19 protein-coding genes and 2 tRNA genes are annotated in these 18,977 nt (G+C 68.9%); 11 read left to right on the top strand and 10 right to left on the bottom strand.

Going from position 1 to position 18,977, the window contains the following annotated elements:
• Positions 1 to 94: 94 nt before the first annotated feature.
• Complete coding sequence (locus ACZ45E_RS10040; RefSeq protein ID WP_468218770.1) at positions 95 to 643, bottom strand: helix-turn-helix domain-containing protein; 549 nt, start codon at positions 641 to 643, stop codon at positions 95 to 97.
• A 183-nt stretch (positions 644 to 826) separates the two neighbouring features.
• Between ACZ45E_RS10040 and ACZ45E_RS10035 the strand changes: the two genes are divergently transcribed.
• A tRNA-Ala gene (locus ACZ45E_RS10035) sits at positions 827 to 899 on the top strand.
• An 86-nt stretch (positions 900 to 985) separates the two neighbouring features.
• On the opposite strand, the gene ACZ45E_RS10030 is transcribed toward ACZ45E_RS10035, so the two are convergent.
• Positions 986 to 1,684 (bottom strand): DUF5324 family protein, encoded by a 699-nt coding sequence (locus ACZ45E_RS10030; protein ID WP_468218769.1) that lies wholly within the window; start codon positions 1,682 to 1,684, stop codon positions 986 to 988.
• A gap of 263 nt (positions 1,685 to 1,947) precedes the next feature.
• Between ACZ45E_RS10030 and ACZ45E_RS10025 the strand changes: the two genes are divergently transcribed.
• Positions 1,948 to 2,475 (top strand): peptidylprolyl isomerase, encoded by a 528-nt coding sequence (locus tag ACZ45E_RS10025; RefSeq protein ID WP_468219202.1) that lies wholly within the window; start codon positions 1,948 to 1,950, stop codon positions 2,473 to 2,475.
• Positions 2,476 to 2,608: 133 nt separating this feature from the next.
• Positions 2,609 to 3,505 (top strand): rhomboid family intramembrane serine protease, encoded by an 897-nt coding sequence (locus ACZ45E_RS10020; RefSeq protein WP_468218767.1) that lies wholly within the window; start codon positions 2,609 to 2,611, stop codon positions 3,503 to 3,505.
• Between the two features lie 242 nt (positions 3,506 to 3,747).
• Here the strand turns inward: ACZ45E_RS10020 and crgA are convergent, their stop codons facing one another.
• Positions 3,748 to 4,005 carry a cell division protein CrgA gene (gene crgA, locus ACZ45E_RS10015; protein WP_356489939.1) on the bottom strand — a complete coding sequence of 86 codons (258 nt, stop codon included), beginning with the start codon at positions 4,003 to 4,005 and terminating at the stop codon, positions 3,748 to 3,750.
• A 153-nt stretch (positions 4,006 to 4,158) separates the two neighbouring features.
• Here crgA and ACZ45E_RS10010 point away from each other — a divergent pair, with 153 nt between their 5' ends.
• The 6 genes from ACZ45E_RS10010 (at position 4,159) to ACZ45E_RS09985 (ending at position 8,709) form a co-directional block, all read left to right on the top strand.
• Complete coding sequence (locus ACZ45E_RS10010; RefSeq protein ID WP_468218765.1) at positions 4,159 to 4,950, top strand: DUF881 domain-containing protein; 792 nt, start codon at positions 4,159 to 4,161, stop codon at positions 4,948 to 4,950.
• Positions 4,951 to 4,980: 30 nt separating this feature from the next.
• Positions 4,981 to 5,682, top strand: coding sequence for a class E sortase (locus tag ACZ45E_RS10005; RefSeq protein WP_468219199.1), 702 nt, complete (start codon positions 4,981 to 4,983; stop codon positions 5,680 to 5,682).
• A gap of 72 nt (positions 5,683 to 5,754) precedes the next feature.
• Positions 5,755 to 5,916: a hypothetical protein gene (locus tag ACZ45E_RS10000; RefSeq protein ID WP_468218763.1), complete on the top strand. Its 162-nt coding sequence runs from the start codon at positions 5,755 to 5,757 to the stop codon at positions 5,914 to 5,916.
• Positions 5,913 to 6,569 (top strand): aminodeoxychorismate/anthranilate synthase component II, encoded by a 657-nt coding sequence (locus tag ACZ45E_RS09995; RefSeq protein ID WP_468218760.1) that lies wholly within the window; start codon positions 5,913 to 5,915, stop codon positions 6,567 to 6,569. Before ACZ45E_RS10000 ends, ACZ45E_RS09995 begins: the two co-directional genes overlap by 4 nt.
• On the top strand, positions 6,566 to 7,927 hold the full coding sequence (locus ACZ45E_RS09990) for a class E sortase (RefSeq protein WP_468218758.1): 1,362 nt from the start codon (positions 6,566 to 6,568) through the stop codon (positions 7,925 to 7,927). The genes ACZ45E_RS09995 and ACZ45E_RS09990 overlap by 4 nt, the downstream gene beginning before the upstream one ends.
• Positions 7,928 to 7,974: 47 nt before the next feature.
• Complete coding sequence (locus ACZ45E_RS09985; protein WP_468218756.1) at positions 7,975 to 8,709, top strand: class E sortase; 735 nt, start codon at positions 7,975 to 7,977, stop codon at positions 8,707 to 8,709.
• A 75-nt stretch (positions 8,710 to 8,784) separates the two neighbouring features.
• On the opposite strand, the gene pknB is transcribed toward ACZ45E_RS09985, so the two are convergent.
• The 6 genes from pknB to ACZ45E_RS09955 form a co-directional block, all read right to left on the bottom strand.
• Positions 8,785 to 10,824: a Stk1 family PASTA domain-containing Ser/Thr kinase gene (pknB, locus tag ACZ45E_RS09980; protein WP_468218754.1), complete on the bottom strand. Its 2,040-nt coding sequence runs from the start codon at positions 10,822 to 10,824 to the stop codon at positions 8,785 to 8,787.
• A gap of 219 nt (positions 10,825 to 11,043) precedes the next feature.
• Entirely contained in the window at positions 11,044 to 12,507 is a 1,464-nt protein-coding gene (locus ACZ45E_RS09975; RefSeq protein ID WP_468218751.1) for a peptidoglycan D,D-transpeptidase FtsI family protein, read from the bottom strand.
• Positions 12,504 to 13,913 (bottom strand): FtsW/RodA/SpoVE family cell cycle protein, encoded by a 1,410-nt coding sequence (locus tag ACZ45E_RS09970; RefSeq protein ID WP_468218749.1) that lies wholly within the window; start codon positions 13,911 to 13,913, stop codon positions 12,504 to 12,506. The genes ACZ45E_RS09975 and ACZ45E_RS09970 overlap by 4 nt, the downstream gene beginning before the upstream one ends.
• 25 nt (positions 13,914 to 13,938) lie before the next feature.
• Positions 13,939 to 15,486: a Stp1/IreP family PP2C-type Ser/Thr phosphatase gene (locus ACZ45E_RS09965; protein WP_468218746.1), complete on the bottom strand. Its 1,548-nt coding sequence runs from the start codon at positions 15,484 to 15,486 to the stop codon at positions 13,939 to 13,941.
• 137 nt (positions 15,487 to 15,623) lie between these two features.
• Positions 15,624 to 16,145, bottom strand: a complete 522-nt coding sequence (locus ACZ45E_RS09960; RefSeq protein WP_468218744.1) for an FHA domain-containing protein FhaB/FipA — start codon at positions 16,143 to 16,145, stop codon at positions 15,624 to 15,626.
• A gap of 10 nt (positions 16,146 to 16,155) precedes the next feature.
• The gene (locus ACZ45E_RS09955; RefSeq protein WP_468218741.1) at positions 16,156 to 17,025 is read right to left on the bottom strand and encodes an FhaA domain-containing protein; all 870 of its coding nucleotides are present in this window, start codon (positions 17,023 to 17,025) and stop codon (positions 16,156 to 16,158) included.
• A gap of 412 nt (positions 17,026 to 17,437) precedes the next feature.
• On the opposite strand from ACZ45E_RS09955, the gene ACZ45E_RS09950 reads away from it, so the two are divergent.
• Positions 17,438 to 17,521: transfer RNA gene (locus tag ACZ45E_RS09950), tRNA-Leu, on the top strand.
• A 102-nt stretch (positions 17,522 to 17,623) separates the two neighbouring features.
• On the opposite strand, the gene ACZ45E_RS09945 is transcribed toward ACZ45E_RS09950, so the two are convergent.
• Complete coding sequence (locus ACZ45E_RS09945) at positions 17,624 to 18,277, bottom strand: FMN-dependent NADH-azoreductase (RefSeq protein WP_468218739.1); 654 nt, start codon at positions 18,275 to 18,277, stop codon at positions 17,624 to 17,626.
• A 186-nt stretch (positions 18,278 to 18,463) separates the two neighbouring features.
• Here ACZ45E_RS09945 and ACZ45E_RS09940 point away from each other — a divergent pair, with 186 nt between their 5' ends.
• Complete coding sequence (locus ACZ45E_RS09940) at positions 18,464 to 18,874, top strand: winged helix-turn-helix transcriptional regulator (protein WP_468218736.1); 411 nt, start codon at positions 18,464 to 18,466, stop codon at positions 18,872 to 18,874.
• Positions 18,875 to 18,977: the final 103 nt, after the last annotated feature.

The following is an 18,977-nucleotide window of genomic DNA, read 5'->3' as shown; positions in this document are numbered from 1 at the left end:
CCCCCAAGGACGTCACGCGAGGACGTCCGGTCCGCCCCGCGGCCGCCGCACGCGGCGGTCACGGAGCCGGACCCCATGCTGTGCCCGGTCGGGGTCAGCTCTGGTGCGCCTGGTAGTGGGCGACCGCGTCGGAGGTGCGCCCCGCGCCGTACACCCGGAGGAACTCTGCCAGTTCCGGGTGGGTGGGGGCGAGGGAGTCCGCGGCCTCGATGATGTCACCGGCCGCCGAGACGGAGCGCAGGAGCGACTGGATCTCACGCACCACGCGCTTCACGGTCGGCGCACCCGAACCGGACGCCGTCTGAGCGGTATTGGTGAGCACGGACCCGCCCTGCGACTTCCTGATCTCGTCCATGCGCTCCGTGGCCTCGGCGGCGCTGACACTGCCGTCGGCGACCTGACCCGCCAGATCCTGCAGAAGCTGCACGCGCTGCACCACCGCCGGATTGCCGATCTTGGCGCGCTGACCACTCATCAACTGCGACAGCATGGGCGCGGAGAGCCCGAGGACACCCGCCAGGCGGGCCTGGTTGAGGCCGAGATCCTCGATCAGCCTACGGAAGAGCGCCCCCAGCGGCTCTCCGTACCAGCTCCGCTGGAGCTCCCGGGCTCTTGCGGTAGCTTCCTGCTGTGCGGCGTCCATTGCGTCTCCCCATCGCTTCCCCAAATACGGTGCTTCGCTGCCGCGAAGCACGTGGGGCATCTTACGGAGAGTGGTCGCTTGCCGGGACCCCCAATCCTTTTGCGAGATCCGGGGGGAGACCCGGTACTCTGGTCTGCGGTGCTCGCCAGAGGCGTGATTCCTTCGGTGGCACGCACCCGTTTCGGGGCCTTAGCTCAGTTGGTAGAGCGCTGTCTTTGCATGGCAGATGTCAGGGGTTCGACTCCCCTAGGCTCCACAGCCCGAAGCCCCTCCAGCCAGGTTCTCCCTGGCTGGAGGGGCTTCGTCGTGCACGGGAACCGTGCGGTGCCTGTCGCGCGGCGGTCAGCGGGTCTCTTCCGGGCCCGCCTCGGCCTCGGCCTGCTTGGCTTGCACCTCCGGGTCGAGGACGTCCTGGCCGGTGCCGTCGACCGAGGTCAGCGGAGCGCCGTCAGGTACCTCGGTGGCCGCCGGCGGCTCGACCAGCCAGTCCGGGTTCGCCTGCTTGTCCCACCACTTGTACGCGGCGAACGCGCCGCCCGCCAGGATGCCCAGCACCGCCAGGCCCCTGGCGAGGCGACCCGCGCGGGCGCGGCGCTCGTGCTTGCGGACAAGCTTCTGGATCTCCTTCGGGGAGACCTGGCCGCGCAGTGCGGCGAGTGCGGCGACGCTGCGGGCCGTCGCCTCCTCGCGCACCGGCTGGGCCGAGGCCACAGCCTGCTCGATGCGCGGCTTCGAATACTCGGCGGCCTGCCGCGCGGCCTGGCGGGTACGAACCGCCGCTTCATGCGCGGCGTGGTCGACCTTCGGCGGGACATGAGTGCGTGCCTGCTCAATACGCGGAGCCAGGTGTGCACCGTACTGGGCCCGCGCCTGCTGGGCGGCCTGCGAGACCTTGGGGCCGAGTACGACACGCGCGTCGTGCGCGTACTGCGTCGCACGGTCCTTGGCCGTCTCTGCGTAGGGCGCCACCACGTCCGCGGCGTGCAGCACGCTGTCCTTCGCCGAGCCGGTCGCGGCGCGCACGCTGTCGATGCGGGTCACGGGATCCTCCTCCTCGGTGGCGTACAGGTTTTTCACCTTTCCACCCTTTCGCGGATCATGCCTGCCAGAAGCTCAATGCGGTGGTAAGGCTTGTTAAGACTTGGTAAGCAGCGGTAAAGAGCCTGGCGACGACAATGCCACGGATCGTGGCGAGGCGCGCCTCCTCGGTTACGAGTAGACCGGTTTTGGGCTGCTGAAACCTCCGGCCTTCATCTGAGCCGTGGGAGGATCGCCGGGGTATGGAAGACGACGGAAGGCAGGCCGTGGCCGAGCAGCTGTACGCCACACTCAAGACCAACCAGGGCGACATCGAGGTCCGGCTCCTGCCGAACCACGCGCCCAGAACGGTCAAGAACTTCGTGGAGCTCGCCAGGGGCGAGCGTGAATGGACCAACCCGGAGACCGGCGAGAAGTCCAAGGCACCGCTCTACGACGGCACGATCTTCCACCGTGTGATCGGTGGCTTCATGATCCAGGCCGGCGACCCGCTGGGGAACGGCACGGGCGGCCCGGGCTACCAGTTCGAGGACGAGTTCCACCCCGACCTGGCCTTCACCAAGCCGTATCTGCTGGCCATGGCCAACGCGGGCCCGGGGACGAACGGATCGCAGTTCTTCATCACCGTCTCGCCCACGGCCTGGCTGACGCGCAAGCACACCATCTTCGGCGAGGTCGTCGGCGAGGCCGGCCAGAAGGTCGTCGACACCATCGCCGCCGCGCAGACGAACCCGCGTACGGACCGTCCCGTCCAGGACATCGTCATCGAGTCGGTCGTCGTCGAGACCCGCTGAGGCGGCCCGGCCCGGCCACGAGGGAACCAATCCGCCCCGCCCGTCCGTAAGGATGGTGCGGGGCGCCGCGTTGCCCGCACGGCGTCGGAGCCTGCCCGCCCAGGAGACCGCTTCACCCGAGGGGACGACCGTCATGGACCAGGCGCCCGGCAGCCCGCAGGAACCGCAGGGCGCCCAGGATCTGCCCGGCTGCTACCGGCACCCGGACCAGCGGACCGGCATCCGCTGCATCCGTTGCGAGCGGCCCATCTGTCCGGAGTGCATGGTCGACGCGCCGGTCGGGTTCCAGTGTCCCGAGTGCGTCCGCGGCGGGTCCGGGGCGGGTGACCCGGCGCGCGCCGCTCGGCCGCGGACCGTCGCCGGGGGCACGGTCGCCGCGGACCCCCGCCTGGTGACCAAGATCCTCGTGGCGATCAACGTGGCGGTGTTCATCGCGGTCCACGTGAGCGACACGCTCCTCGACCGGCTCGTGCTGGTCGGCACCTTGCCGCCCGCCCCCTTCACGCCCGACCAGGGCGTGGCGGGCGGAGAGTGGTACCGGCTGGTGACGACGGTGTTCACGCACAACGAGGTGTGGCACATCGCGTTCAACATGCTCGGCCTGTGGTGGCTCGGCGGGCCCCTGGAGGCGGCGCTCGGCAGAGCCCGCTATCTGGCGCTGTACGTCGTCTCGGGCCTGGCGGGCAGCGCTGTGGCCTATGCCTTCGGCAACCCCAGCGGAGCGACTCTGGGGGCCTCGGGCGCGATCTTCGGACTCTTCGGCGCCACGGCCATCCTGATGCGGCGGCTCAACTACGACCTGCGGCCGATCATCGCCCTGCTGGTCATCAACCTGATCTTCACGTTCAACCCGGCCTTCAGTATCTCCTGGCAGGCTCACATCGGCGGCCTGGCCGGTGGTCTCGTCGCCGGGTACGCCATGATCCACGCGCCGCGGGAGCACCGCGCCCTGGTGCAGTACGGGGGCTGCGCGCTGCTCCTCCTGGCCGTGCTCGTCACCGTCGTGATCAGGACCGGACAGCTCACTTGAGCCCGGTCGTCCACCGATGACGACCGATGTTGTCCACAGCGTGTGCCGGATCTTGTGCATGGCGTGGAGAACAACTGTGCCCCTCGCCTCTGACCTGGGATTTCCCAGGAGAGACAAGGGGCGAACAGATGGTCGAGCGTAACCTCGCCGGTCACACCGGCGTCAACGAGCGAGGGGTTATCCACAGATCGTCTGACCTTTTCAACACGCTGTGGAAAACGCCTGTGGATAACGCTCTGTGGCTACTTCCACTGAGTGGAGACACCGAAGCCGGCGGCGATGAAACCGAAGCCCACGACGATATTCCAGTTGCCGAGGGCGTCGATCGGCAGGGAGCCGTCGGTCACATAGAAGACCACGATCCAGGCGAGTCCGATGAGGAACATCGCGAGCATCACCGGGGCGACCCAGCCGCGGTTGGTCAGCTTGATATTGGCTGCCTGCTTCGACGCCGGCGGTGGCGTGTAGTCGGCCTTCTTGCGGATACGTGACTTCGGCACGAGGGTCTCTCCTGTCGATGCGCTGCGTGGCCGCGCAGGGGACGTGGGCTGGCTCCGGAGCAGGGTACAAGGGGAAGTTCTGCGGAATCCGATCGCTCCCCCGGGCGTCCGTTAGCGTAGTGCTTCCGCGGCGTCGAAGGAGATAAGGGTACGTTGAGCAATTCTGCCGACCCTGACAAAGACCCTGGCGTAGGCCCCGAGGCCAGGTCAGCACGGTGGCGTTTCCGGCCCGTGCGGCTGCTCACTGTGGGCGTTTTCGCCCTCGCCGGGCTCATCTTCTTCACCAGTTTCAATACGGCCAAGGGCACCAATATCCGTACGGATGCCTCCCTTCTGAAGCTCTCCGACCTCATTCAGGAGCGCAGCCACAAGAACAAGGAGCTGGAAGAGGGCAACAGCGGGGTGCGTGATGACGTCGAGGCGCTGGCCGAGCGCGACGACGGGTCGACGAAGGCCGAGGACGCGAAGCTGGACGCCCTGGAGAAGGCTTCGGGGACGAAGAAACTGAAGGGCGAGGCCGTCTCCGTCACGCTCGACGACGCCCCGCCCAACGCCACCGCCAAGCTTCCCGGCTACCCGGAGCCCCAGCCGAACGACCTGGTCATCCACCAGCAGGACCTCCAGGCGGTGGTGAACGCCCTGTGGCACGGCGGCGCCAAGGGCATCAAGGTCATGGACCAGCGCCTCATCTCCACCTCCGCCGTGCGCTGCGTGGGCAACACCCTGATCCTCCAGGGCCGCGTCTACTCGCCCCCGTACAAGATCACCGCGGTCGGTGACGCGGAGAAGCTCAAGCAGGCCGTCGCGGCCTCCCCCGAGATCCAGAACTACATGCTCTACGTCAACGCGTACGGGCTCGGCTGGAAAGTCGAGGACGACGGGGCGGTGACTCTTCCCGCCTACTCGGGCACAGTGGATCTCCACTACGCGAAGCCGGTGCAGTAGGACCCGAGCCGGGGGAGGCCGTCGGTGTCGGTGCGATTCGTCGTCAGGTCACTGAGCGAGCTGTGCATCACCGTCGGCGCCGTGATCGTGCTGTTCGTCGTGTACGTCCTCTTCTGGACCGGCGTGAAGGCCGACAGCGCGATGGACCACCAGATCGACGATCTCCAGGACCAGTGGGCGAGCCGGCCCGTGGCCACCGCGGCGCCCTCGGCCGAACCCGGCGCCCCCGCGGACTCCTCACCGCCGGAGCCGGCCGCGTACAGGGACGGGAAGCCGTTCGCCGTGATGTACGTCCCGCGGCTTGGTTTCACGTGGAACAAGCCCGTGCTCGAGGACACGAAGGTCGGGACCCTGAAGAAGGGGCTCGGGCACTACTCCGGCACGGCCCGGCTCGGGCAGAAGGGGAACTTCGCGGTCGCCGGGCACCGGCGCACGTACGGGGACCCGTTCAAGGACTTTCCGAGGCTGCGGCCCGGGGACGCGGTGGTGCTGACCGACGGGACGACCTGGTTCACGTACCGCGTCGACACGAAGCCGTACAGGACGCTTCCCGGTGATGTCGCGGTCATCGATCCGGTGCCGCGCAAGTCCGGTTACACGGAGCCCGGCCGCTATCTGACCCTCACCACGTGCGAGCCGGAGTGGGGGCACAGCCACCGGCTGATCGTCTGGGCGCATCTGGACGCCACTCAGCCTGTGGAGGCCGGGAAACCGGAGGCGTTGCGCCGTTAGTCTGGTGGCGTACGGCGACGGCTGATGCTGTGCGGCGATGGTGTTGAGGGACTGTCAAAGGGAGCGACCGGCATGTACGGCTGGATCTGGCGGCATCTGCCGGGGAACGCGTGGCTGAGGGCGGCGACTTCGATCGTGCTCGCCCTGGCCGTGGTCTACGTCCTCTTCCAGTACGTCTTCCCGTGGGCCGAGCCGTTGCTGCCCTTCAACGATGTGACGGTGGACGGCCAGTGAGTACGCGCGAGACCCGTAGGACCCGCATTCTCGTCGTCGACAACTACGACAGCTTCGTCTTCAACCTCGTCCAGTACCTGTACCAGCTGGGCGCCGAGTGCGAGGTGCTGCGCAACGACGAGGTGAGCACGGCGCACGCGCAGGACGGTTTCGACGGCGTGCTGCTCAGCCCCGGTCCTGGCGCCCCCGAGCAGGCCGGGGTGTGCGTCGAGATGGTGCGGCACTGCGCGGCGACCGGCGTGCCCGTCTTCGGCGTCTGTCTCGGCATGCAGTCGATGCAGGTCGCGTACGGCGGCGTGGTGGGCCGGGCGCCCGAGCTGCTGCACGGCAAGACCTCGCTCGTGCGGCACGAGGGCAGGGGCGTCTTCGCGGGGCTGCCCGACCCGTTCACGGCGACCCGCTACCACTCGCTGGCCGCCGAGCCCGGCACGGTACCGGGTGAGCTGGAAGTGACCGCGCGGACCGAGGACGGCATCGTGATGGGCCTGCGCCACCGTGAACTGCCGGTCGAGGGCGTGCAGTTCCATCCGGAGTCCGTTCTCACCGAGCACGGGCACCTGATGCTGGCGAACTGGCTCGCCGAGTGCGGGGACGAGGAGGCGGTGGGCCGGTCGGCCGGGCTCGCGCCGGTTGTGGGCAGGGCCTCGGCGTGACCGCGCTGCGCCCCGAGCAGGACGGCGCCGGCGGGTTCGAGGATGCCGTCAGGGGCCTCCACGACCCGCTGAACGACCCGTTGCCGGGGCAGCACCCCTCGCCGTGGTTCCGGGCGGCGGACGCGCAGCAGGAGGCGGAGCACGCGGCCCCGCGGCAGACCCCACGGCCAACCCCGGAGCGGACAGAGCTGGAGCCGGAGTGGTACGACCCCGAGGGGTACGCCCAGGACTGGTACGGCGGGAGCGCCGCCGCCGCACCACAAGCACCCGCACCTGTACCCGCGCCACAAGCCCCCGCGCCACAAGCCCCCGCGCCACAAGCCCCGGCCCCCGCGCCACAAGCGCCCGCCCCCGCGCCGCAGGCCCCCGTACGGGACGACGAGACGGTGGCACTGCGCACCGCTGACACTCGGCGAATAGTCGAGCCCGAGCCGCGGCCCCGGAGCGCGTCCGGAGCGGAGCAGGAGTCCGCGCAGGAGTCCGCGCGGGAGTCGGGGGCGGCGGCGCCTGTCGTCACCGGGGGACGGGCCGCACGGAGGAAGGCCGCCAAGAAGGGCGGCGGTGGCAGGCGGCGGGCGGGAGAGCAGCCCCAGCGAGGGGTGACGCAGGCCGCCGGGGACGCCCAGGACGGCGACGGCAGGCCCCTGAGCCGTGTCGAGGCGCGGCGGGCCGCGCGGGCGGCGAAGCCCACGGCCGGGGTCATGGTGAGCCGCGCGGTCGGTGAAGTCTTCATCAGCATCGGGGTGTTGATGCTGCTGTTCGTGACCTATCAGCTGTGGTGGTCGAACATCCGGGCCCACAACCTCGCGGGCAGTGCGCGCCACCATCTCGAGGACGACTGGGCGAACGGCAAGGGCAAGCCGGACTCGTTCGAGCCAGGTCAGGGCTTCGCGATCCTCTACATTCCCAAGCTGGATGTCGTCGTGCCGATCGCCGAGGGCATCAGCAAGACGAAGGTCCTCGACAAGGGCATGGTCGGGCACTACGACAAGGACAGCATCCCGACGGCGATGCCCGACGCGAAGACGGGGAACTTCGCGCTCGCGGGGCATCGCAACACGCATGGCGAGCCGTTCCGGTACATCAACCGGCTCCAGCCGGGCGATCCGATCGTGGTCGAGACGCAGGACAAGTACTACGTGTACAAGATGTCGAGCGCTCTGCCGCAGACGCCTCCGTCGAACACCGCGGTGATCAACCCGGTTCCGGTGGGTTCGGGCTTCACCGACGCGGGCCGTTACATCACGCTGACGACCTGCACCCCCGAATTCACCAGTACGTATCGAATGATCGTCTGGGGCAAGATGGTCGAGGAGCGGCCGCGCAGCAAGGGCAAGCCGGACGCGCTCGTCGGCTGACCGGCGGCGGCATCGGGCACATCAGCACAGGGACGGGGCACGAGGCAGTGGCAGCGACGACCGACCACGAGGAAGAGGCCGACGAGAAGGCCGGTCCGCCGCCGCTGCGGCGCGGACGTGTGGCGATGGCGGTCAGCACCTTCGGTGAACTGCTCATCACGGCCGGCCTGTTGCTCGGCCTGTTCGTCGTCTACTCGCTGTGGTGGACGAACGTGGTGGCCGACCGGGCCGCGCACAAGCAGGGCGACAAGGTCCGTGACCACTGGTCGCAGGCGACCGGCCCGGGCGCGCTGGACACGAAGGACGGCATCGGGTTCCTGCACGTGCCGGCGATGGGCAAGGGTGAGGTGCTGGTCGAGAAGGGCACGTCGTCCAAGGTCCTCAACGACGGGGTCGCCGGCTACTACACGGACCCCGTGAAGGCGTCCTTGCCGACCACCGGCAAGGAGGGCAACTTCTCGCTGGCCGCGCACCGGGACGGGCACGGCGCCAAGTTCCACGACATCGACAAGATCAAAAAGGGCGACGCGATCGTCTACGAGTCCCGGGACAAGTGGTACGTCTACAAGGTCTACGACATCCTCCCGGAGACGACGAAGTACAACGTGGACGTCCTGGGCCGGATCCCCGCGGAGTCGGGCAAGAAGAAGGCCGGCCACTACATCACGCTGACGACGTGCACGCCCGTCTACACGTCGCGGTACCGGTACGTGGTCTGGGGCGAGCTGGAGCGGGTCGAGAAGGTGGACAGCGAGCGGACGCCGCCCACCGAACTCCGGTAGGCGGACGAAAGAGCGGAGCCCCGGCCCCCTGTTCTGCAGGGGGCCGGGGCTCCGTCGTGTGCGGGTGGTGGCGGGTCAGTCGTGGTTGCCGAAGCCTCCGATGAAGCCGCCGTTGTCGCCGCCACCGCCGTTGTTACCGCCGCCGTTGTCACCGCCGTTGTCGCCGCCGGCCGGCGGTGTGGTGAGCAGGGTGACGGTGTCACCCTTCTTCACCGTGCTACTGGGAGTCGGCTGGCTCGTGACGACCGTGGCGTTCTCGTCGGAGGAGCCGGACACCTGCACCTTCAGACCCAGGTCGGTCAGCTGCTGCTGCACGTCCTTGAGCTTCTTGCCGCCGAGGTCCGCGGGTACCTGGACCTGCTCGGGCGCCTTCGCCACCTTCAGCTGGACCGTGGATCCGGGGTCGGCCGTGGTGCCCGCGGCGAGGTTCTGCTCGAAGACCTTGCCCGCCTCGACCTCGGCGTTCTCCACCTCGGTGCAGCCGGCCTTCAGGTTGTTGGCCTTGAGCTGAGACGTGGCCTGCTCGCAGGTGAGGTTCTTGCCGCTGGAGACGTCGGGGACCTGGCTGGTCTGCTTCTCCTTGGCGACCGTCAGGGTGATCTCGGCACCCTTCTCCAGCTTGGTGCCGCCTTCGGGGCTGGGGTCCTGGTCGATGACCTTGCCCGGGGTCCGGTCGGACTCCTGCGTCTTCTTGCTGACGTTGGTGAAGCCCTTGTCGCTGAGCTCCTGCACGGCGTCCTCGTAGGACAGGCCCTTCACGTCCGGGACCGTGACCTTCGGCGCGCCCGTCGACATGTTGACGGTGATCGTGCCGTTCTTGTCGAGCTCGCCGTCCTGCGGGTCCTGCTTGCAGACATGCTTGGCGGCCTGGTCGTCGCAGGGCATGCCGTCGCCGCGGACGACCTTCAGGTCGACGTTCTCGGCCTTCTGCTGCGCGTCCTGGAACGTCAGGCCGACCAGGGACGGAACTTGGACCGTGTCGTCGTCACTGCCACCGTCGCCGCTGGAGACGTACTTGCCGATGAGGATGGCGCCGACCAGGACGAGGATGCCCGCGAGTACCAGCAGGATCGTCGACGTGCGGTTCTTGGCCTGCTTGCGGCGGTCGGGGCGGTCGTCGTAGCCGTAACCGCCGTCGTCCGGGTTGACCGGGGGCAGCATCGAGGTGGGCGCTGAGCCGTTCTGCGGGCGCAGCATGGCGGTCTGCTGGTCGTCCCCGTACCCGTTGCCCGCGCCGTAGCCGACCGCGCCCATGGCGGCGGTGGCGGCGACGGGCTGGCCGTCGAGGCACGCCTCGATGTCGGCGCGCATCTCGTCCGCGGACTGGTACCGGTAGTCCGGGTCCTTGGTGAGCGCCTTGAGGACGATCGCGTCCATCTCGGGCGTGATCTCGTTGTCGAAGACGCTCGGCGGCTGCGCCTCCTCGCGTACGTGCTGGTACGCGACCGCGACCGGGGAGTCGCCGACGAACGGCGGCCGCACCGTGAGGAGCTCGTAGAGCAGGCAGCCCGTCGAGTACAGGTCCGAGCGGGCGTCGACCTGCTCGCCCTTGGCCTGCTCGGGCGAGAGGTACTGCGCGGTGCCGATGACGGCCGCGGTCTGCGTCATCGTCATGCCGGAGTCGCCCATGGCGCGGGCGATGCCGAAGTCCATGACCTTGACCTGGCCGTTGCGGGTCAGCATGACGTTGGCCGGCTTGATGTCGCGGTGGACGATGCCCGCCCGGTGCGAGTACTCCAGGGCCTGGAGGATGCCGACGGTCATCTCCATGGAGCGCTCCGGCAGCAGCTTGCGGCCGGAGTGCAGCAGCTCGCGCAGCGTCGAGCCGTCGACGTACTCCATCACGATGTACGGGATGGAGACCTGGTCGACGTAGTCCTCGCCCGTGTCGTACACCGCCACGATCGCGGGATGGTTGAGCGAGGCGGCCGACTGGGCCTCCCGGCGGAACCGGGCCTGGAACGACGGGTCACGCGCGAGGTCGACCCGCAGCGTCTTCACCGCCACCGTGCGGCCGAGCCGGGTGTCGTGCGCGAGGTAGACCTCGGCCATGCCACCACGGCCGAGCACCTGGCCCAGCTCGTACCGGCCGCCGAGGCGACGCGGCTCTTCCATGGTTACCTACCAGCCCTCTCCGTCGGTCCCGACCGTCCCGTGCGGGGTCGGGCGGTGTGCTGTCCGGGCATACCGTACCCGGCTTGTACGGCGTGACCTGGCCATCACCGTGACCCGTGACAGGACCGGTATCGCCACGTGCGTCTATGTGAAGGCCAGGTGACCGGGCTCACAAGAGGAGGCGAACCTCACCTGTGGCCCGTGTCTCCCGCTCGTCCCCTACTTGTTGTCGATGACCGCCTTCATCACGTCCTTGGCGATCGGGGCGGCCAGACCGCCACCGGAGATGTCACCCCGGTCCGCGGCACTGTCCTCGACGACGACGGCGACGGCCACGGGCGTTCCTCCCGAGCTGGTCTTCGCGTAGGAGACGAACCAGGCGTACGGGGTGCCCTCGTTGTTCACACCGTTCTGGGCGGTACCGGTCTTGCCGCCGATGGTGACGCCGGGGATCAGGGCGCTGGTGCCCGTACCCGTCTTCACGACGGTCTCCATCATCGACTGGAGCTTCTGCGCGTTCTCCTCGGAGAGCGGGCGGCTCATCTCCTTGGGCTCCGTCTTCTCGATGGTGTCGAGGCTCGGGGCCTTCAGCTCGTCGACCATGTACGGCTGCATGAGCTTGCCGTCGTTGGCGATCGCGGCGCCCACCATCGCCATCTGCAGGGGCGTGGCAGCGGTGTCGTACTGGCCGATGGAGGAGAGGGCGACCTGCGAGTCGTTCATCTTCTCGTCGAAGCGCGACGCGTTCGAGCGGACGGGGACGAACTGCTGCTCGTTGAAGCCGAACTTCTCGGCCTCCTCACGCATCGCGTCGAGGCCGAGGTCCTGACCGAGCTTGCCGAACACCGAGTTGCAGGAGACGCGCAGCGCCTCACGCAGGGAGACGTTCTTGCACTGGATGGAGCCCTCGTTCTTCAGCGGCGTCGTGGTGCCCTTCATGATGAACGGCACCGGCGAGTCGGTCTTGGCGTCCGGGTCGGTGACCTTGCCGTTCTCCAGCGCGGCCGCGGCCGTGACCAGCTTGAACGTCGAACCGGGCGGGTACGTCTCGCGCAGCGCCCGGTTCAGGAGCGGCTTGTCCTTGTTCTTGTCGAGCTTCTGGAACGTCTCGCTGTCCTTGGTGGAGTTGCCGGCGAAGACCGAGGGGTCGTAGGACGGCGTGGAGGCGAGCGCGAGGATCTTGCCGGTGGAGGGCTCGATGGCGGCGACGGCACCCTTGCCGCGGTTCTTCAGGCCGTCGTAGGCGGCCTTCTGCGCGGCGGCGTTGAGGGTGGTCGTGACGTTGCCGCCCTCCTTCTTCTTGCCGGTGATCATGTCGAGGGTGCGGCGGAAGAAGAGCCGGTCGTCGTTGCCGGTGAGGATGCCGTCCTCGATGGACTCCAGCTGGGTGGCGCCGAGGATCTGCGAGGCGTAGCCGGTGACGGGCGACCACATGGGCCCGTTCTTCCAGGTCCGCTTGTACTTGAGGTCGGTGCCGGTGGTCGCCTTGGAGCCGGTGACGGGCTTGCCGTCGACGATGATGTCGCCGCGCGGCTGGGCGTAGCGCTCGATGGCGACGCGGCGGTTCTTCTCGTGCGTCCGGAGGGAGTCGGCCTGGACGTACTGGATCCAGTTGTCGCGGATCAGCAGGGCGAGCACGAGCAGACCACAGAAGATCGCGATGCGGCGCAGGGGCTTGTTCACGGTCGGACCACCTGGGTCATCTCGGCGTCGGGGTTGGGGGCGGGCGAGGGGGCCGGGCGGCGTGCGGTGTCGCTGATGCGCAGGAGGATGCCGACCAGGGCCCAGTTGGCGATCACGGAGGAGCCACCGTAGGCGAGGAACGGCATGGTCATACCGGTCAGCGGGATGAGGCCCATGACACCGCCGGCGACGACGAAGACCTGGATGGCGAAGGCGCCGGACAGGCCGACCGCGAGCAGCTTGCCGAAGGGGTCGCGGGCGGCGAGGGCGGTCCGCACGCCGCGCTCCACGATCAGCCCGTAGATGAGCAGGATGGCCATGACGCCGGCCAGGCCCATCTCCTCGCCGTAGGTGGCGAGGACGAAGTCGGAGTTGGCGGCGAAGCCGATGAGGTCGGAGTTGCCCTGGCCGAGGCCGGTGCCGAGGACGCCGCCGGAGCCGAACGCCATCAGCGACTGGGCGATCTGGTCGGTCTGCGCGAGGGTCGCCTCGCCGAACGGGTGCAGCCAGGCGTCCACACGCTGCTGCACGTGGGGCTCGAACGTGGCGACGCCGACCGCGCCGACGGCGGACATCAGCAGACCGAACACGATCCAGCTGGTGCGCTCGGTGGCGACGTACAGCATCACGACGAACATGCCGAAGAACAGCAGCGACGTACCGAGGTCGGTCTCGAAGACGAGGATCAGGATCGACATCGCCCAGACGACGACGATCGGTCCGAGGTCACGGCCGCGGGGCAGGTACAGGCCCATGAAACGGCGTGAGGCGAGCGCGAGGGCGTCCCTCTTCACCATCAGATAACCGGCGAAGAAGATCGCGATGACGATCTTCGCGAACTCACCCGGCTGGATGGAGAAGCCGCCGATGTGGATCCAGATCTTGGCACCGAAGACGTTCATGCCGAGGCCGGGCACCAGCGGGAGCAGCAGCAGGATGATGGAGCCCACCATCGAGATGTACGTGTAGCGCTGAAGGATGCGGTGGTCCTTGAGCAGCATCAGTACGCCCACGAACAGGGCGATGCCGATGGCCGAGTACAACAGCTGCTTGGGCGCCGCCGGGCTGAACGTGGACCGCAGCTGGAGACGCTCCGACTGGTCGAGCCGCCAGATGATCACCAGCCCCAGCCCGTTGAGGAGCGTGGCCAGCGGCAGCAGCAGCGGGTCGGCGTACGCCGCGAACTTGCGTACGACGATGTGGGCGACGCCGGCGAGCAGGCCGAGGCCGAGGCCGTAGCCGAGCAGGCCGGCGGGCAGCTCACCGTCGATGGCGAGGCCGACGTTGGCGTACGCGAAGACGGGGATGACCACGGCGAACGCCAGAAGCGCCAGCTCGGTGTTGCGCCGGCTTGGTGCGCCGATGGCGCCGATGGTCGACGTATGGGTCGTGGAACTACTACTCATGGCGTGCTGTGGCCCCCAACGGCTTCTACTGCTGTGCGCACGCCTTGGCCAGCTGCTGCTCTTCCTCGGAAAGAGTGGGGCCAGGGGTGGGCGTGGGAGATGACGGTGACTTCGCCTTGCCGGACGGCGAGTTTGACGGGTCGGGCGAGTTCGACGGGTTCGGCGTGGGCGGTGCCTTGCGGAACGACGCCTTGGAGGTGGTGCCGCCGGCTTCGCCCTCGCCGGTCCTCGCGTTGTTCTCGTTCGCGGCCTGCTGGCGCTCGGCCCGCTTCTTGCACGCGCCGGCCTGCGCGGAAAGTTCCACGATCTTGGCCTGGGCGGCCGCCAGATCGCCTTCGGCGATGGACTCCTCGACCTGCTTCTGCTGGTACGGAGGCAGGTACTTGAGCTCGATCTCCGGGTGGTCCTTCTCGACCTTGGACAGGCTCACCCAGGCGAGATCCTGGTTGATGCCGCGGTAGAGCGCCACGTGCTCGTCGTTCGAACCGACGAAGTACTGGGTCTGCGTCCAGCGGTAGCCGCCGTACAGACCGCCGCCGATGACCGCGAGGGCGAGCACGGTGTAGAGCGATCTCTTGACCCACCTGCGGCCACGGCGCGGCTTGACGAAGTCCTCGTCGGCGTACGCGCCGAAGCCCTCCTCGGGCACGTAACCGTTGCTCTCCCCGCTGCCGGGCGGGCCGAACTCGCCCCCGCCGCCGCCCTGTCCCGGCACCGGCCGGCCCAGGCCGGAGGCGCGGCCGGCCGGGGTCTCCATGGCGCCGCCGTCGTGCGGCTGGTGCTGGTTCTCCGCGACCGCGCCCACGATGACCGGGGCGTCGGACATCTGACCGGCGAGGGTGTCCCCGCTGTCAATGTCCAGGACGTCGGCGACGATCACCGTGACGTTGTCGGGTCCGCCGCCGCGCAGGGCGAGCTGGATCAGGTCCTGGACCGTCTCCTGCGGGCCCTGGTAGCTGGCGAGGGTCTCCTCCATCGTCTGGTGGGAGACGACGCCGGACAGGCCGTCGGAGCAGATCAGGTACCGGTCGCCGGCCCGCACCTCACGGATGGAGAGGTCGGGCTCGACGTGGTCGCCGCTGCCCAGCGCGCGCATCAGCAGCGAACGCTGCGGGTGCGTGGTGGCTTCCTCCTCGGTGATGCGGCCCTCGTCGACGAGGCGCTGCACCCACGTGTGGTCCTGCGTGATCTGCGTGAGGACGCCGTCGCGCAGCAGGTACGCGCGCGAGTCGCCGACGTGTACGAGTCCGAGGCGCTGGCCGGTCCACAGGAGGGCGGTGAGGGTGGTCCCCATGCCTTCGAGCTGGGGGTCCTCCTCGACCATCATCCGGAGCTGGTCGTTGGCCCGCTGCACGGCGGTGCCCAGCGAGGTCAGGATGTCGGAGCCCGGCACGTCGTCGTCGAGCGCGACGATGGTCGAGATCACCTCGGACGAGGCCACCTCACCTGCGGCCTGGCCCCCCATGCCGTCCGCGATGGCGAGCAGCCGCGGCCCGGCGTAACCGGAGTCCTCGTTGCCCTCGCGGATCATGCCTTTGTGTGATCCGGCGGCGAAACGCAGTGACAGACTCATGCGCACCTGCCCCGTTGACTCTGACTCCGGGTACATCCGCACGGTGCCCACCCTCCGGTCGGGAGCGCGCCGGTGTCCTGGTCGTGGACCGCCGCGTCGGCTCGCTCGCTCCGCTCGCGCTCATTCATGATGTAGCACTACTTCCGCAGCTCGATGACGGTCTTGCCGATGCGGATCGGTGCGCCCAGCGGGACCGGCGTGGGGGTCGTGAGACGGGTCCGGTCGAGATACGTGCCGTTGGTGGACCCGAGATCCTCGACGATCCACTGGCCGTCCCGGTCCGGATAGATCCTGGCGTGCCTGCTGGACGCGTAGTCGTCGTCCAGGACGATCGTGCTGTCGTGTGCGCGGCCGAGCGTGATCGTCTGTCCCTGCAGCGCCACCGTCGTACCCGTGAGGGTGCCTTCGGAGACGACCAGCTTGGAGGGGGCACCGCGGCGCTGCCGCCCACCGCCCTGCTGCTGGCGCTGGGGTGCAGGCGGCGCGGCGGCCGCCTGCCGGGCGGTCTGCTGCGGACGCGCGCTGTCGCGGCGCGCACCGCGCTGCGTGACGCGCGTACCGAACAGATCGCTACGGATGACCTGGACGGCCACGATCACGAACAGCCACAGAACGGCCAGGAAACCCAACCGCATGACCGTCAGGGTCAGCTCTGACATTGCCCCCGCTTCACCCTTCGGCTTGCCGATAAACGATGGTGGTTTGACCCACGACGATCCGCGAGCCGTCGCGGAGCGTAGCGCGGGTGGTGTGCTGTCCGTCCACCACGATGCCGTTGGTGGACCCGAGATCCTGGATCGTCGAGGGCGTTCCGGTCCGGATCTCACAGTGCCGGCGCGAGACGCCGGGGTCGTCAATCCGTACGTCCGCCTCGGTGGAACGGCCGAGCACGAGGGTCGGCCGGGAGATCTGGTGGCGGTTTCCGTTGATCTCGATCCAGTGCCGGACGCGGCCGCCGGGCATCGGGCCCGCGCCGGGGCGCTGCGCCGACGCGGACGGCACCGGGCCGGGGCCGGGCGTCACCGCGGCCGGGCGGCCGGGCGGCGGAGCGGACGGCATCGGCGGGGCGGCGGAGGGCTGCTGCTGGTAGCTGTAGCCGCCGGGCGCCTGGTTCGGCCGGGCCGCGGCGGAGCGCTCGGGCTGGGCGGACTGGGCCTGACTGGTGGACGACGCGAGAGTGCGGCTGCGTACGCGGTACAAGCCGGTGTCCAGGTCGTCCGCCTTCTCCAGGTGCACCTTGATGGGGCCCATGAAGGAGTAGCGCTGCTGCTTCGCGTAGTCGCGCACCATGCCGGACAGCTCGTCGCCGAGCTGTCCGGAGTAGGGGCTCAGGCGCTCGTAGTCCGGCGCGCTCAGCTCCACGATGAAGTCATTGGGGACGACGGTCCGCTCGCGGTTCCAGATCGTCGCGTTGTTGTCGCACTCGCGCTGCAGTGCGCCCGCGATCTCGACGGGTTGCACCTCGGACTTGAAGACCTTGGCGAAGGTGCCGTTGACCAGACCCTCAAGCCGCTGCTCGAACTTCTTCAGGACTCCCATGGGGCACCTCCTCCTTCGTAGCCGCCCTGCTTGCCGCTGCTGCGTTGGTTGCTCGTGCTGCCTCTCGGCCGCCTTCTCGGTACTGCTTACTGATCGTATCCACGCGCCGGGAAATCGGCTGGTTCCCCCTGCCTGCCCGGACGATGAGTGTCGACGCTCACAGCCCCTCTTGTGAAGGATCGTAGAGGTGGCCTGTGGACAGTGTCCCGTACGCGGCTGTGGAGACGTCGAGGTCCGGCTGAGCCGGGCCGGGGAGGCCGGAGTCGGACGAGGTCCGGCGAGGTCCGCCGTGTCAGGTGCCCGCCCGGGGCCCGGAGAAACGGATGTGAATCCACCCTCCGCACCGTGCTAATCTTCTGCATGTCGGAAGGCGCTCGCCCCCCAAAGCGAGGGACCGGAAGACACGCCCAATGCGCGGGTGGCGGAATAGGCAGACGCGCTGGATTCAGGTTCCAGTGCCCGAAAGGGCGTGGGGGTTCAACTCCCCCCTCGCGCACAGCTGAAAGCCCCGCAGGTCTTCGGACCTGCGGGGCTTTTGCGTTGCCCGGAAGGGCGCCGCAGGCTGTCGGCCGACAGCGCCCTGTGGTTTATGTCACCTTCATGCGGCGAACCGCGCGGCGAACTCCTTGCCCTTCGCGCGGGCGGCCTCCAGGGCGGCGTCGCGCGAGGCCTCGTAGAGCGGGACCAGCTCGGACATGGCCGGGTTGCTCGGGGCCATCGTCAGCTCGGGGACGATGAAGTGGAGGTCCAGGGCGAGCGCGTCGCGCAGGATCGCCGCCAGGTAGTTCTGTACGTACTCCATGCCCGCGCGCGGGGTGCCCGGCGCGTAGGAGCCGCCGCGGCTGGCGACGACGATGACCGGGGTGCCCTTGGCGGACGGGTTCTCGACGCCGGCGGTGCGGCCGATGAGGAGCACGTTGTCCAGCCACGCCTTCAGCGTCGACGGAATCGTGAAGTTGTACATCGGGGCGCCGATCACGAGGGCGTCCGCCTGCTCCAGCTCCTCTATGAGCCGCACGCGCGCGGCGAAGGCGGCGCTCTGCTCGGGCGTGTGCGTGGCCGGGTCGGCGAAGCCGGCGAGGTGGGCGTCGGCGGTGATGTGGGGCACCGGCTCCGCGTTCAGATCACGGTGGACGACCGTGCCCTCCGGGTGCTGCTCCTGCCATGCCTGGCGGAACGCGTCCGTGACGGTGCGCGAGGCGGAGGCGGGTCCGGAGAAGAGGGACGAGTCGACGTGCAGCAGCGTGGCCATGGGTGTCTCCACTGGGGTCTGAGGTCTGAGTCCGGGGTCTGAGTCCGGGGTCTGAATCTGCGAACTCGGCGCCGGTTCGTTGCGGTTCGCTGTACTTCTTATGGGGTGCAGTTGAGTGCGTAACTAGTAATAACACAGTAGCTTACTTTTTCTCACCTCCATACGGGAGCGCAGTACTCTGGACGCATGGCAGGCAACGGGGAAGAGACGAGCGGGGCGTGCACGGGGGCCGACGCCGCCGTGGCTCCCCAGGGATGCACCGGCGTCGACGTCGGGATGACGCGTGTCTTCGGGCTGCTGGGCAAGCGCTGGACCGGTCTGATCGTCTCGGTCCTGTTGCAGGGGCCGGTGCACTTCGCGGACCTGCGCAGGGCGATCCCCGGGATCAGCGAGCGGATGCTGTCCGACCGCCTCACCGAGCTGGGCACGGCCGGTCTTGTCGTGCGCCAGGTCGATGAGGGCCCGCCTCTGCGCGTCTCGTACCGGCTCACCACGGCGGGCTCGGCGCTCCAGCCCTCGCTGACCGAACTCGGGATCTGGGCCGAGAAGTATCTGGGGGCCGAGGGCGGGACGTGCCCGAAGGAGTTCCGGACGTGAGCGCGTCGTGGGTGGGGTGGGCCCGGGCGTAGGTGGAGGGGTCCGGGCGTAGGTGGGGCGGGCCCGGACGTAACCGGCGCGGGTCTGGACGTAGCCGGGGTGG

Source organism: Streptomyces sp. NPDC030991 (assembly GCF_055571235.1).
The sequence above is the reverse complement of the archived record's forward strand: the minus strand, read 5'-3'. Positions and strand labels throughout refer to the sequence as shown.